General features: G+C 39.2%; 14 protein-coding genes. 7 read left to right on the top strand and 7 right to left on the bottom strand.

Annotated features, from left to right (window positions below; translation table 11 throughout):
* Positions 1 to 77 precede the first annotated feature (77 nt).
* The 6 genes from GM552_RS00070 (at position 78) to GM552_RS00045 (ending at position 5411) form a co-directional block, all read left to right on the top strand.
* Positions 78 to 971: a BadF/BadG/BcrA/BcrD ATPase family protein gene (locus GM552_RS00070; RefSeq protein ID WP_122124207.1), complete on the top strand. Its 894-nt coding sequence runs from the start codon at positions 78 to 80 to the stop codon at positions 969 to 971.
* Positions 971 to 1759, top strand: coding sequence for a glucosamine-6-phosphate deaminase (nagB, locus tag GM552_RS00065; protein ID WP_155564744.1), 789 nt, complete (start codon positions 971 to 973; stop codon positions 1757 to 1759). The genes GM552_RS00070 and nagB overlap by 1 nt, the downstream gene beginning before the upstream one ends.
* 36 nt (positions 1760 to 1795) lie before the next feature.
* Positions 1796 to 3097 (top strand): sugar MFS transporter, encoded by a 1302-nt coding sequence (locus GM552_RS00060; protein ID WP_155564743.1) that lies wholly within the window; start codon positions 1796 to 1798, stop codon positions 3095 to 3097.
* Positions 3098 to 3099: 2 nt separating this feature from the next.
* Positions 3100 to 4215 carry an N-acetylglucosamine-6-phosphate deacetylase gene (nagA, locus tag GM552_RS00055; RefSeq protein WP_155564742.1) on the top strand — a complete coding sequence of 372 codons (1116 nt, stop codon included), beginning with the start codon at positions 3100 to 3102 and terminating at the stop codon, positions 4213 to 4215.
* Between the two features lie 159 nt (positions 4216 to 4374).
* Complete coding sequence (locus GM552_RS08835) at positions 4375 to 4644, top strand: DUF333 domain-containing protein (protein WP_196424804.1); 270 nt, start codon at positions 4375 to 4377, stop codon at positions 4642 to 4644.
* A gap of 74 nt (positions 4645 to 4718) precedes the next feature.
* Positions 4719 to 5411: a pirin family protein gene (locus GM552_RS00045; protein WP_155564741.1), complete on the top strand. Its 693-nt coding sequence runs from the start codon at positions 4719 to 4721 to the stop codon at positions 5409 to 5411.
* A gap of 49 nt (positions 5412 to 5460) precedes the next feature.
* Here GM552_RS00045 and GM552_RS00040 read toward each other — a convergent pair whose 3' ends face one another.
* Positions 5461 to 7392, bottom strand: coding sequence for a S9 family peptidase (locus tag GM552_RS00040; protein WP_155564740.1), 1932 nt, complete (start codon positions 7390 to 7392; stop codon positions 5461 to 5463).
* Positions 7393 to 7560: 168 nt separating this feature from the next.
* On the opposite strand from GM552_RS00040, the gene GM552_RS00035 reads away from it, so the two are divergent.
* Positions 7561 to 8139: a DedA family protein gene (locus GM552_RS00035; protein WP_155564739.1), complete on the top strand. Its 579-nt coding sequence runs from the start codon at positions 7561 to 7563 to the stop codon at positions 8137 to 8139.
* Here the strand turns inward: GM552_RS00035 and GM552_RS00030 are convergent.
* From GM552_RS00030 to GM552_RS00005, 6 genes are all read right to left on the bottom strand, one after another.
* Entirely contained in the window at positions 8134 to 8886 is a 753-nt protein-coding gene (locus GM552_RS00030) for a tRNA (guanosine(46)-N(7))-methyltransferase TrmB (RefSeq protein ID WP_155564738.1), read from the bottom strand. The genes GM552_RS00035 and GM552_RS00030 overlap by 6 nt on opposite strands.
* Positions 8887 to 8897: 11 nt before the next feature.
* Positions 8898 to 10085: a methionine adenosyltransferase gene (gene metK / locus GM552_RS00025; RefSeq protein WP_155564737.1), complete on the bottom strand. Its 1188-nt coding sequence runs from the start codon at positions 10083 to 10085 to the stop codon at positions 8898 to 8900.
* A gap of 97 nt (positions 10086 to 10182) precedes the next feature.
* On the bottom strand, positions 10183 to 10980 hold the full coding sequence (dapB, locus tag GM552_RS00020; protein ID WP_155564736.1) for a 4-hydroxy-tetrahydrodipicolinate reductase: 798 nt from the start codon (positions 10978 to 10980) through the stop codon (positions 10183 to 10185).
* Positions 10981 to 11015: 35 nt separating this feature from the next.
* Entirely contained in the window at positions 11016 to 12152 is a 1137-nt protein-coding gene (gene dnaJ / locus GM552_RS00015; RefSeq protein WP_110439202.1) for a molecular chaperone DnaJ, read from the bottom strand.
* A 129-nt stretch (positions 12153 to 12281) separates the two neighbouring features.
* Positions 12282 to 14219: a molecular chaperone DnaK gene (gene dnaK / locus GM552_RS00010; protein WP_122124196.1), complete on the bottom strand. Its 1938-nt coding sequence runs from the start codon at positions 14217 to 14219 to the stop codon at positions 12282 to 12284.
* A 235-nt stretch (positions 14220 to 14454) separates the two neighbouring features.
* A complete protein-coding gene (locus GM552_RS00005; RefSeq protein WP_155564735.1) occupies positions 14455 to 15072 on the bottom strand; it encodes a nucleotide exchange factor GrpE in 618 nt (205 codons plus the stop codon).

Here is a 15072-nt window from a genome sequence, read left to right as displayed (position 1 = left end):
TTATAAAGTAAATAAATTTTTTTTATTTGTTAAATTTTTTATTTGCTTAATCGACGAATAATCTAGATTGGGTGACTATGAAAAAAAAACAAGATTTATTAATCAGTATTGATGGTGGAGCCACTAAATCCATCATACAAATTTTTACAGCTGATGGAAAATTTTTATTAGAAAATAAAGGGGGGCCAGCGAATATTGCGAGTAACACGCAAGAAAGCTGGTTTTCTATTAAAGAAACTCTGGATAACAGTTTAAAACAATTGGATATTACACCAGAGGATGTTAATTTATATGGAGGTGCTGGTCTGGCCGGTGCAGAGGTTCCTGTTGCCCGTGAAAATTTTAGGAAATTATGCACAGGTTTTGAAAAATTTATTTTTGAAACAGATGCTCATACATCATGTCTAGGTGCGCATAAAGGTAAAAATGGCGCGGTTATTGCCATTGGAACAGGGACAGTGGCCTATGCCATTTTCAATGATAAACATAAAAAATTAAGCGGCTGGGGTTTTCCGCAGGATGATCAGGGAGGTGGAGCCTGGCTGGGATTGCAATTGATATCTGACATGTTGCAACGTATAGAGGGACGTAAGCCGGAAACCGATTTAAGCAGAAAATTATATAACCATTTAAAGCGGCAGGGAGAGGATCCAATGTTGTGGGCAGTAAGAGCGCAACCACAAAAATTTGGTTCTTTGGTTCCATGGCTGATTGAGCAAGCGGAAACTGGATGTTCTGACGCAAGTTTATTCTTGGATAAAGCAGCGGAAATTATATCTGATTTGGCTTTGGCATTACTAAAAGACGAATATGCGGATCTTCCTCTGTGTTTATTAGGGGGACTGGCAAATATTTTCTTATCTCGATTATCTCCAAAAGTGCGTGAACATATTATTCCTGCTCAAGGTCAATCTTTAGATGGTGCCTATTATCTGGCGCTTCAAGCATATAAAAATAAGGAAGTACATTAATGGAAGTCATTATTCGCCCAGATGCAGAGAAAACAGCACAGTTGGCGGCAACTTTTATTGCCCAGAAAATCAAAGAAAAACAAAAGATTGTTTTAGGACTGGCAACGGGTCGAACCATGGAACGGATTTATGCAATTTTGGTCCAGATGCATAAAAATGAAGGGCTGGACTTTTCCGGATGTCATTCTTTCAATCTAGATGAATATATTGGTTTGTCCGCAGAAGACCCCAATTCTTATCGTAGCTATATGGATTATCATTTATTCAGGCATGTGAATATTGATTTGAAAAATACACATGTTCCAAACGGTATGGCACAGGATGTGCATTCTGAAGGTAAACGTTATGAAAAAGAAATTCGTAAAGTGGGCGGAATAGATCTTCAATTGTTAGGTATTGGTGAAACCGGTCATATTGGTTTTAATGAACCCTTGTCCGCGTTAATGTCACGAACCAGGGATAAAAGCTTAACCCCTCATACACGTCAACAAAATGCAGAAATGTTTGGAGGAGATCCGGAAAAGGTTCCCAGTCGTGCAATGACCATGGGTGTTGGTACGATTTTGGAAGCGCGGTCAATCCTATTGGTTGCCTTAGGAGAAAGCAAAGCATCAATTTTGGCAAAGGCAGTTGAGGGACCTATCACTTCGATGATTAGTGCGTCTGCACTACAGCTTCATTCTGCATGTAGGATTCTGGTTGATGAAGCGGCAGCCTCTCAATTGTCAGGTCGCCAATATTATGATTGGGTTTTCCAAAACGAACCTGAATATGCCCAATATCATTAAAAATAACAATTCAAGGCGTGGATAAAAGGAAAATATATGTCTAATCAGATATCGCCTAATGTTCCTCAGAATACGACAAAACCTCTTATTATTGTAGGTGTTCTTTTTTTTGTTATTGGATTTTTTACTTGGATTAATAGCCCTCTAATCCCTTTTGTAAAAGTTGCTTTTTCGCTTGATGATTTCAATGCTTTTTTTGTTTTATCTGCTTTTTACATATCCTTTTTTGTTTTTTCACTTCCCGCCTCATGGGTGTTAAAAAAGACAGGCATGAAAAATGGCTTGTGTATTGCATTGATTGTCATGGCAATAGGTGCATTAATTTTTGGCCAGTTTATAAAATCTCATTGGTATACTGGGGTTTTAATAGGTTTATTTATTATTGGGGTTGGATTGTCGTGTCTACAAACCGCTGTAAATCCTTATGTTAGTATTTTGGGGCCTATTGAAAAAGGTGCCCAAAGGCAGGCAATAATGGGTATTTGCAATAAGGGTGCTGGTATTCTTGCCCCTGTAATCTTTGGAATGTTTGTTACAAATATCAGTGGCATCCAGGAACGTATTGATGCCGCCAAATCCATTAGTGAGAAAACGCAAATTATATCTGTTTTTGCTGATAAAGTTTATTATCCATATATGGGAATGGCATTGATTTTGCTTTTGGTTGCTTTTGGAATTTATCGTTCGACTTTACCAGAAATCAACAATGAAGATGATGGACAGCAAAAAGGAAACAGTGGTGGAATTCCTACCTCTCCTCGTTTATGGTTTGGTGTTTTGTGTATCTTCACCTATGTAGGTATGGAAGTTTTGGCTGGAAGTGCCATCGGTACTTATGGATCAGATTTTCATATTTCTCTCGATATTACCAAGTTTTTTTCTTCTTTTACCCTTTCTGCAATGTTGGCCGGTTATTTTGCAGGAATTATTATTACCCCTAAAATTCTTTCCCAAGAAAGTTATCTGGTTGTATCCAATGTTTTAGGCATTATTTTTGCTATTGGTGCATGGTTGACCACCGGATATATTTCAATTACTTTTATCGCTCTATTGGGATTTGCCAATTCAATGATGTGGCCCGCTATTTTTCCAATTGCCATACGTGGTTTGGGTGAACGAACAGCTAGTGGTGCAGCTTTAATGGTAATGGGGATTTGTGGAGGTGCTGTTATTCCGCAAATTTACAGTTATTATACGAAATTTATTGATTTTCAAACGGTTTTTGCAAGTATAGCCATTATTTGTTACACGATTATGGGTTTATATGGCATTTATGGTTATTTTGACCTGAAAAGAGGCAAAGCATCTCGACCTGTCATTATTAATGAGGGTGCATAGGGATGACCAATTTACAAGGACGTATTGTATTACGTGATCGGGTTGTTACAGGTAATATATCTTTTGGTGAGATAATTTCTGATATAGAGGCTGGAAATTTATCCAATAAAGATCCACAATATTATATTCTGCCGGGTTTTGTTGATGGTCATGTTCATGGTGGAGATGGCGCGGATACAATGGATGGTGCGGAGGCAATTGAAAGGCTTTCAAGATTTCATATGCATCATGGCACGACAACCATTCTACCAACAACCATAACACGGCCATGGAAAGAAATTCTTGATTCACTTCGGGCAGTTAAAGAGGTGCGACAAAAGGGATTGGCGGATCTTCCCGATATTCGAGGTGCCCATTTGGAAGGTCCTTTTATCAGTAGTAAAAAACTGGGTGCCCAGCCTCCATTTAATATCATGCCAAAGGCAGAAGTGCTTCAGGAAATGATAGATCTGGATATTGTCAGAGTCATTACCATTGCCCCTGAAGTTGAATATATTGAACAGGCTGTTCCTTTATTAACCAAGGCTGGAATTCGTGTCAGTTTGGGACATACGGCATGCAGCTATAGCCAAGCCCAACATGCTTTGCAAATAACTCATACACATCATGGTGTTGTGGGGGGAACCCATTTATTTAATGCAATGGGTGGGATTGAAGGACGCGCTCCAGGTCTTGCCGGGGCCATATTAGATGATGATAAGGCATACGCTGAGATGATTTTTGATACCCATCATGTTCATCCTGTCAATTTTCGATTGGCACATCGTCAAAAACCCGATCATTTGCTGTTTGTGACAGATGCGATGCGTGGAGCTGGAATGCCTGAGGGTGAAAGTGAATTGGGTGGACAGAAAGTGATCATTAAAAATGGTTGTGTGATGGGAATGAATGGACATCTTGCAGGAAGTGTCCTAACGCTTGATCAAGCCTTTCGTAACGCTTTGGTTCATGGGGCAACACTACCGGAAGCGACACGTTTGGTAAGTACAAATGCAGCCCAATATCAGGGATTGACTGATCGTGGTGAGATCGCACTTGGAAAAAGGGCAGATTTTGTTGTGATGAATGCCAATATGCAGGTTGAACAGGTTTGGATTGCAGGCAAAAGAAGAGTCTAGCTACAAATTGGGTTTAAATTCTGATATGGAGCCTAACCTTGTTTGAGGTTAGGTTTTTTTATTTGATATTTGATGAGAGAATGGAGGTAAATAATTTGTTCTGAAATTATCTGAAACATAGTATTATAAAACAGTAAATACATTCAAAAGGGGTAAAACTTGAATAAATATTTTGTTAATATTGGAATATTATTATCGGTTTTTACCCTGTCCAATTGCCAGGCGGCCAATAAAAGTAATCATAAAATCTCATTTCCCGCCCAAAAAATAGGGATGCCCAATCCCGCCTCTGTTTATTGTCTAAAGTTGAAGGGAAAGCTGATCAAAAAACAAAATAATCTTGGAGAATATAATGATTGTCTTTTACCTGGTGGACAGGTTATTGAGGAATGGACATTATTTCGCAGAGACCATTCCGTTAAGAATTAGGAAACCAATGGTATTTATGAAACATTCTTGATTAATATCGATTCCATTATCTTGAATATTTGAAAGTCTATAGAATGATTTATGTACGTAAGGCAAATGCAAGAGGGCATGCCAACCATGGCTGGCTTGAAACCTATCACAGTTTTTCGTTTGCAAATTACTATGATCCGGATTTTATGGGGTTTTCAGATGTAAGGGTAATTAATGAAGATCGGGTACAGGTGGGTAAAGGGTTTGGTCAGCACCCACACAAGAATATGGAAATTCTTTCCTATGTATTGGAAGGAACCATTGAACATCAAGATAGTATGGGTTTTAGGGAGCGGGTAAAAGCCGGCGAGTTTCAGATCATGAGTGCCGGTACCGGAATTCATCATTCAGAATATAATCCCTCTGATCAGGAAACGTTACATTTTTATCAGATATGGATTAAACCAAATGAAATAAATATTAAGCCACGGTATGAAACAAGATATTTTCCTGAGGTTGAGGGTAGGCAACTCATTTTATCATCAGACGCACGTGAAAATTCCCTAAAGATTTACCAAGACATGAATCTTTGGCGTTGGCGATTTAAGGCACAAGAAGATCATGAATATACAATTTTAAAAAGATACGGAAATGTATGGATTCAAGTTGTTACTGGTGAATTGAGAGTAAATGGACAATTGATTCAAACAAGTGATGGCGTTGCTGTTTTTGATGAGGAAAATATTCAGATCACAACAGTTAAAGCTGCTGAAATATTGCTTTTTGAATTATTGTAAATGTTTGTAACCCATTAAAACAAATCCAAAAAAGGATTTGCTTTTTTATCTAAGTGTGTAATGTTACCTTTTCAGAAATACTATCCGGTTTAAACCCAAGAATTTTACCGAAAAAAGCTAGCTCCAGCTCAAGAACCCTTTTTACGGTTGCCTCTTGTTTAAATCCATGTCCTTCTTCTTTAAATGTATAATATGCATGGAAAATATGGTTGTTTTTTAAAACTTTAATAATATTTTCTGCCTGTGATGGAGGGACCACCATATCTTTAAGGCCTTGAAAAAGAATAAGGGGACATGCAATTTGATGAATATGGGTCAAAGGGGAGCGTTCATGATAAAGCTCTTTTTCTTCTGGATAAGATCCGATAAGACCATTTAAATAGTTGGATTCAAATTTATGTGTTTCCTCGGCTAGGGCTGTTAAATCCCCCACACCATATAAACATGATCCTGCAGCAAAAATCTTGGACTTGACTAGGGCTGATAATACGGTAAAGCCTCCTGCGCTACTGCCTTTTATGACGATTTTTTTTGGGTCAACCTTTTGTTGCTTGATTAGATAGTTACAGGCATCAATACAATCCTGGACATCCAGGATTCCCCATTTTTTTTGTAATGCATTCCGGTAGGTTTTTCCAAAACCCGTAGATCCTCGATAATTAACATCAACAACCGCGAAACCTCGACTGGTCCAGAATTGTATCTTTGGATTGTAACTGTTAACAGTTTGACCTGTTGGTCCACCATGAGCAATGACCATCAAGGGAGGTAATTCATTTTTATTTGGTTGAAAATACCGATTGGTTGGTGGATAGAAAAAACCATAAGCATATTGATGGTCCTGTGTTGGGAAACATATAGTATGTCCAATGGAAATGTCTTCCTTGTGTATATGAACTAGACTTGATATTTGAATAACCTGTTTATTGTGATGATTATCCTGGTAAATGATTTCCGTTGGTCGGGAAGTTGAGCAGTTTATCCAGGCAAATTCATTATTTTTTATGGGAACAGGACAGTATTCAGGTTGATCTAGGGAAATTTTTTTGATTTTATTATGACTTATGACAAATGTTTCAGGAAATCCCTGATGAATAGCCTGGACAACAAAATTATTATTTGAAACCGGATACCAGTTTTTTTGGCCAAAAATCCAATGTGGTTTACCAATTTCGGCATTCATCTGGGTAATGGCTCTTAAGTTATCAGCTTCGTCAGTGTGCAAGTTTACATGGTAAAGATTCCACCAATTTTCACGGTCACTGCAAACATAGAGCTGATTATTTTCTGTCCAGCCTGGTTCAATCAGAGATTCAATTTGTTTATTACCAGCCAAGATCCTTTTATTTTTAATCGCTTTATCCTTAATATCAAAATCTGCACAACATAAATACGTTGATTCCCATGGCATGAAAGGATGATACCATTCAATCCAGGCGAGCTTCGCTTGATCCTTTGATAATGTTGGTGTGCTATAAAAATCAGCCTTTTCATCCAGTGTTATCATTATATTTGGATTATCCAATGAAAATAGAACAAGACTGTTTTTAACATTATTTGTTGAATGATCTTCACAAACACAGAAAACATGTTTATCAATCAAGTTAAAGCTGGCAAAACGCAAGGTTTTGTCCTGATACAGACAAGTAGCCTGCCGATCTTGTGAAACAGTCCAAATCCCACCTGTATAAAGATCGCTAAAAACAATACTGTTTTTATGAACGCTATAGGATCCTCCACCATATTCATGTACCTTATTTCCAACAGAAAATGATGGTGTGGTTATATCCTTTATACCCTTGTTTTTATTCCATTGGACAAGAACGGTTCTGTTTTGTTCCTGTGGACGTCTTTCAAGCCAATATATGTTTTCCTCATCTATTTGTAATTCGGAAAAAATAACGTTCTTTCCTGCAACAGTTTCCGTTGTGAAAGGGGAGGGCCAACTTCCACAAGGGCCATTTTTTTTGAACATATTCATAACAAACTCGATAAAAATTAAATCTTTCTTAATTGGTTAGAATCGGTCATAAAGATAGTAAGATTTTTAGAAATGAAACAATATGGATTTTAAACACTGTTAGATTATATTTTACAATTTGTTCATCATTATGAATCCCATGCCTATTATATTGTTGGTCTTATCATTATGTTGGAAAGTATGGGATTAATCCTACCAGCTGAAAGCTTGCTGATTACCATATCCATTTACTGTGCCTCTCATTACAGTAGCCTCAATATTAATTATATTGCCTTATCCGCGATTGTCGGTGCGATTATGGGGGATAATTTTGGATATCTTATTGGTCGTATTGTTGGATATCCAGTATTGAAAAAATATGGTCCTAAATTCAAATTGACCCCAGATCGTCTATTATTAGGACAATATTTGTTTAGGCATCATGGGGGTAAAGCTGTTTTTTTTGGACGTTTTGTTGCCATTTTAAGGTTTTTTACGGCTTTATTGGCAGGTGCAACACATATGCATTGGAAGGATTTTTTAATCTATAACGCTTTGGGGGGTATGTGTTGGGCAGGTGCCTTTACATATACCGCATATTTCCTGGGTCAGGAATTTCTTAGACTAAAAGGGACTATAGGCCTTGTTATAGGGATTATCTTTGTTGTAGTTGCTGTTCTGGTGTTTATATTTTTACGTAATAACGAACATAGGCTTGTTAAGCGTGCAGAACAGGAACTAAAAGTTGATAATAATAAAAAATCATGATTTTTCAAATATCCAGAAAATTGGTGATCTTCCAGCCTTGTAGGCTTTTTGTTCGTAACGGGTTGATGGCCAGTTTTCAGGACGTTTGTTCGTTTGCATGATTTTCTTGAAATAGGGTTGATTCTCCATGGTTTCTTCAACCCATGCCTGATAGGTTGGATCATCACTTGCAATATGCCATTGTCCTTTGAGAGTTAGAATACGATGAAGCAAAGGCAGACGTTCTGGATGGACAAACCGTCTTTTTGCATGTCTCGTTTTTGGCCAAGGGTCAGGAAAAAGCAGAAAAACCTTTTCAATTGAATTTTCCGGTAATGCACGGATCAAGATACGTGCATCTTCATTCCATATCCGAAGCATATTTGGAACAGTTGCTTCTGTTTCCTTAACATCTTCCTGAACAAGATTGGATAATAGGGAACAAATTCCGTTTTCAAATACCTCACATGCAATATAACCAATATCAGAATGTATTTGGTGCTGGGCAAGGCTGTGCTCACCTCCCCCAAACCCAATTTCCAGCCATAATGCCCTGGGCTGACTTTCAAAAGCCTCAAAGGGGTGTTTGATATTTCTGGTTGGGAATTTGATTCGGGGAAGATAGTCTGAAAGAAGCCGTTTTTGTCTGTCGCGTAAAGGATGACCACGACGACGCCCGTACAAACGGTCTTTGGGTAGGGATGAATCTGTTTTGGAAAAAGGCTCTTGAGCACTTTCTCCACAAGAACCTTTTTGAATTATGGTCATATACTTAAGTTTTAACGATTAAAAGCATTTTGCAAAGCATCAACAAGATCAGTTTTTTCCCATGTAAAATCATCTTTTACCGGGTCTGGATGGCGTCCAAAATGACCGTAGGCTGAAGTTTGTTTGTATATGGGACGATTTAATCGTAAATGTTTACGGATGCCTCTTGGAGAAAGATCCATTAATTCACGTAAGACTTTTTCAAGTTTTGCTTCATCAATGTCTTTGCCTGTTCCATGTAAATCAACATAAACAGAGAGAGGATGGGAAACTCCAATCGCATATGAAATTTGCAGGGTACAAAGATCAGCAAGACCGGAAGCTACAATATTTTTGGCAAGATAACGACAGGCATATGCTGCTGAGCGATCAACTTTGGTTGGATCCTTACCCGAGAAAGCTCCCCCACCATGAGGGGCAGCCCCACCATAAGTATCGACGATGATTTTACGACCTGTCAGGCCACAATCGCCATCAGGACCTCCAATAACAAAAATTCCTGTAGGATTGACATAAAATTCTTTGTCTGGACACATCCAGCCTTCTGGCAATGTATTCGTAATCAGTTCTTTTAAAACGTCACGAATATTTCCCTGTGGCATGGATTCCTCATGTTGGGTTGATAAAACAACAGAGGTTGCGCCAACAGGTTTACCGTGAACATAACGCAAGGTTACCTGACTTTTTGCGTCCGGAAGAAATCCTTTACCCTTAGGGTCACTTGATTTACGTAGGTCATTGAGATTTTTTAGGATCTTATGAGCATAATAAATTGGGGCAGGCATTAAGGTTTCGGTTTCAGACGTTGCAAAACCGAACATGATTCCCTGATCGCCAGCGCCTTCATCTTTACTTTCATTACTGTCAACCCCGACTGCGATATGGGGAGACTGTGCATGTAACAGGTTTAATATATTTGCGGTTTTCCAAGAAAAACCGTCCTGGTCGTATCCAATTTCACGTATGGTTTCACGGGCTTTTTCATTAAGCATTTCTTTGGTAATGCTTTTCGGGCCACGCAGTTCTCCAGCCAAAATTACCTGATTGGTTGTAACAAGAGTCTCACAAGCTACGCGCGCTTCTGGATCTGCGGCAAGGTAGGTATCCAAAATGGTGTCGCTGATACGATCGGCAACTTTATCTGGATGACCCTCTGATACCGATTCCGAAGCGAACAGAAAATCGCTATTGTTTCGCATAATTTTTCTGCTATCTCACTAATAAATAAAAAAACACAAGTATTGTAAACAGACCCTTTTGTGGTCTATCCGTCAAGTATTAATTTAAAAAAAATTATTATTTGACCGGATCCAGTCCCAAAACATGGTTCATGTCATATAAACCTGCGGGTTTATTGATACACCAAAAAGCTGATCGAACGGCACCTTTTGCAAAAATGCGACGATCAAAAGCTTTATGTGTAAGAACAATTTCCTCAACATCGGAGAGAAATATGGCACTATGTTCACCAACAATTTGTCCGCCCCTTAAGGAAGCAAATCCGATGGCATCTTTTTTCCGGGCCCCTGTAAACCCTTTTCTGCCAATTTCTGCAACAGATCCTAAATCCACCTTTCTTGCTTTTGCAATGGATTCCCCGATTGCCAAAGCTGTTCCAGATGGAGCATCAATTTTTTGACGATGGTGTGTTTCCACAATCTCAGCATCATACTGATCGGCAGGCAAAGCTTTCGCCAGTTCAAAAGCCAGTCGGGTTATCAAGGTTACACCAGGTGAAAAATTAGCCGCCTGAACAACGGGAATGGTTTTTGCGGTTTCTTTGATAAGTTTTTGGACGGATTCAGATATGCCTGTTGTTCCTAAAATCCATGCTGTTTTACTATTGTTTAATGCTTTTGCATGTGTTTCCGTTGCTGTAGCATTTGTAAAATCGATAATTACATCACTTTTTTCGACCAGACTTGCAATGTCAGAGAAGATTTGAACAGAATCTGGTATATCATGAATGTCTTTTGAAAGTGATGTACCTCCAGATAAAACAGCATTATCTCTAGAGGTAATTTCTTCCATCAAAAGACGTCCAACACGTCCGGTTATGCCAGCAATACCAATACGTAAAACAGATGTATTCATTCTAAACACTTTCATTTATCAAAGATATAGATTAATCAGGATTTTCCTTCAAAGAAATCTTTGACTTTCTTAAAAAAACTTGTTGTTTCCGGATTTCCCTCATTTTCTTTATTTTGCGCTTCTGCCTCAAATTCTTCAAGCAGCTCTTTCTGGCGTTTTGTCAAATGTTGAGGAATCTCGACTTTGACTTCAATATACATATCACCACGTGATGAAGAGCGTAGAACAGAAAACCCCTTACCCCGTAAACGGAATTGTTTACCTGTTTGGGTACCGGCAGGAATTTTCACTTTTGATCTGCCACCATCTATGATAGGCACTTCAAGCTCTGTTCCCAAAGCAGCCTGCGTGATTCGAATGGGGATACGACAGAATATATTTGCCCCTTCTCTGTGAAATAGATCATGGGGTAAAACAGAAACATATACGTATAAATCCCCAGGTGGATTTCCATTGCTGCCGGCCTCCCCTTCCCCCGAAATCCTTATACGGGTTCCATCTTCAATTCCGGCAGGTATATCGATTTCCAACTCTTTATCTTGATTTTCAAGCCCGGTACCATGACATTTTTTACATGGGTTACTGATGACCTGGCCTGTTCCATGACAGGTATTACAAGGGCGTTCTACCAGAAAAAATCCCTGTTGAGCACGGATTTTTCCAGAACCATGACAGGTCGGACAGGTTTTATTTCCATTGGTTTTGTCTGTTGATCCTGATCCATCACAGCTTTGGCAAGGTTTTTTTGTTTTATATTTTACCTTTTTCTTAATGCCTGTAAAAGCTTCAGTTAACTGGATTTCGGTTTGAATTTGGATATCAGCACCAGAACGTTTGCGACTGTTACCGCCACGGTTCATACCCATCATATCGCCGAACATGTCAAAGATATCGCTGAAGCCACCAGCTCCAAAACCACCACCGAAACCATTACCGGCCCCGCCATTTTGGAAAGCATCGTGACCAAAACGGTCATAAGCGGCTTTTTTCTGTTCATCTTTTAGAACATCATAGGCCTCATTGATTTCTTTAAATTTGGCTTCCGCCTCCTGATCGCCAGGATTACGATCAGGATGGTATTGCATTGCTTTCTTGCGATAGGCTTTTTTAATTTCTTCGCTACTTGACGTGCGACTAATCTCTAGAATTTCATAATAATCTCGTTTAGACATTGATGTCCTCAAATTATCTTCAAATAGGTATCGTAACAAAAAGCAGCCCGCCTTTGTTGAAAGGACGGGCTTGACTTCTTATGACATATCAAATTGGTTAATATATCTTATTTAATAGGCATTGACCCATTAGCTAGATTTTTTGTCATTATGATTGACATCTTCAAAATCAGCATCAACAATGTCTTCTTCTGGCTTTGCAGAGGAACCCGCTTGATCTGCAGTTTCTGCTCCAGCAGCCCCTGCGGCTGCATTTGCATCATTGGTTGCTTTGTAAATGGTTTCACCGATTTTCATTAAAAGCTGGGAAAGTTTTTCAGTTGATGATTTTAGGGCTTCCAAATCATCACCTTCTTTTTTGCTTTTAACATCGGCTACGGCAGCTTCAATATCTGATTTTGTTGAAGCATCAATCTTGTCACCATGCTCTTGCAGGTTTTTCTCTACCTGGGCGACCATCATATCTGCCTGATTTCTGCTTTCAACCATTTCTTTCTTCTGCTTGTCTGCCTCAGCATTCGCTTCAGCATCTTTAACCATTTTTTCGATATCGGCATCAGACAGACCACCAGAAGCCTGAATACGAATTTGCTGCTCTTTACCGGTTGCTTTATCCTTGGCGGATACAGAAACGATACCGTTTGCATCAATATCGAATGTTACTTCAATTTGTGGGACTCCACGTGGTGCAGGTGCGATTCCTGTTAGATCAAAGTTGCCAAGCAACTTGTTGTCTGCCGCCATTTCACGTTCACCTTGGTAAACCTTGATGGTAACAGCACTTTGGTTGTCTTCTGCTGTAGAAAAGGTTTGGCTTTTCTTTGTAGGAATGGTTGTGTTTCTATCGATTAAACGTGTGAAAACACCTCCGAGTGTTTCAATTCCAAGGGATAAAGGAGTAACGTCAAGCAACAGTACGTCTTTAACATCCCCCTTAAGAACAGCACCTTGAATGGCAGCACCAATTGCAACGACTTCATCAGGGTTAACGTTACGGGCGGGTTCCTTGCCAAAGAAGCTTTTGACGACCTCGATGACTTTTGGCATACGGGTCATTCCACCTACCAAAATAACCTCATCAATATTATTTGCTGATAATCCGGCATCCTTGATCGCTGCCTTACAAGGTTCTAGGGTTTTGGTGATTAGATCATCAACCAAGCTTTCCAGTTTTGCACGACTTAATTTAATGACCAAGTGTTTTGGACCGGAAGCATCAGCGGTTATAAATGGAAGGTTAATTTCCGTTTCTTTTGAAGAGGAAAGTTCGATTTTTGCTTTTTCAGCCGCCTCTTTCAAACGTTGTAAGGCGAGTTTATCACTGCGAAGGTCAATTCCTTGTTCTTTTTTGAATTCATCAGCCAAGAAATCAATGATTCGAGCATCAAAATCCTCACCACCAAGAAAAGTATCACCGTTGGTTGATTTAACTTCAATTACACCATCAGATATTTCTAGAACAGAAATATCAAAAGTACCACCACCCAGGTCATATACAGCAATGGTGCCGCTATTTTTCTTTTCCAAACCGTAGGCCAGCGCGGCGGCTGTTGGTTCGTTGATAATACGAAGAACATCAAGTCCAGCAATTTTACCGGCATCCTTGGTTGCCTGACGTTGCGCGTCATTAAAATAAGCTGGAACAGTAATGACAGCTTGTGTTACTTTTTCGCCCAGATATGCTTCTGCTGTTTCTTTCATTTTACCTAAAATGAATGCAGAGATTTGTGAAGGGGCGTATTTTTTATCTCTGGCTTCAACCCATGCATCGCCATTTTCACCTTTGACAATAGAATAGGGAACCAACCCCTTGTCACGGCTTACAGTCGGATCGTCAAACCGACGACCAATTAACCGTTTTACGGCGTAAAATGTATTTGTTGGATTGGTAACAGCTTGTCTTTTTGCTGATTGACCAACAAGCATTTCATTGTTTTCAGTGAAAGCAACCATTGAAGGGGTAGTACGGGCCCCCTCACTATTTTCTATTACTTTGGTTTCATTACCTTCACGGATAGCAACACAGGAGTTTGTTGTACCAAGGTCAATACCAATAACTTTACTCATTTAATTCATCTCCTAATAGCAACTTTCACAAGACCCGAAGCGCCTTCTAAAAGTCCTTTTTTAAAAATCATGGTCATTAAACATTAACCCCCAATAATGGCGAGGTTACAGTTATGACTTGTTACCATTATATAAGTTTCTTTAGTGAAATCTTCAAGAAACCTTTTGAACAGCTCCATTATACACATTTAATTAATGGAAGTCAGCTAATTAATTTAGTTATTTAATATCTGCATTATGTGTTTTCAGGAGATTTGGCCACGACAACCATGGCTGGTTTTAACAGACGGTCGTTTAGGGTCCATGTTGGTGTCCAGCTTTGAATAATGGTTCCCTGAGGGTGTTCATCAGATGGTTGTTCTGCCATTGCTTGATGTTTATTTGCATCAAATGGACTGCCTGTCGGATCTTCGCATTTGATACCATTTTTTTCCAGAATTTTTAAAAATGAACGTTCAGTACTTTCAAAACCTTCACGCATTTTTGTAATCATTGGATCTTCATTCTCAGCTGGTTTTGGCAAGCTATCAATGCCGCGACGCAGGTTTTCGGCTGTCTCTACGATGTCACGAGCAAATTTCTGTACAGTATACAGGCGTGTATCTTCAAGCTCTTTTTTATGGCGATTGCGTAGATTCTGATTTTCGGCTTCTGAACGCATCCACTGATCTTTCATGGCTTGCAGTTCATTTTTCAACTTGTCAACTTCACTATTCTGGTTGGAAGAGGAATCTGAAGATTCCGTGCCGTTTTCCTCTTGTGGGAAAATAGTTTCATGACCCCGTGAATCTTGTTCCTGATCAGGAACAGAGCTATTTTCTGTATTGGTGTGTAAATTTTCTTCTTTTGTCAT

This window comes from Commensalibacter sp. ESL0382 (genome assembly GCF_009725775.1).
In the GTDB taxonomy this organism is placed as follows: Bacteria; Pseudomonadota; Alphaproteobacteria; order Acetobacterales; family Acetobacteraceae; genus Commensalibacter; species Commensalibacter melissae.
This window is presented reverse-complemented; position numbering and strand designations above follow the sequence as displayed.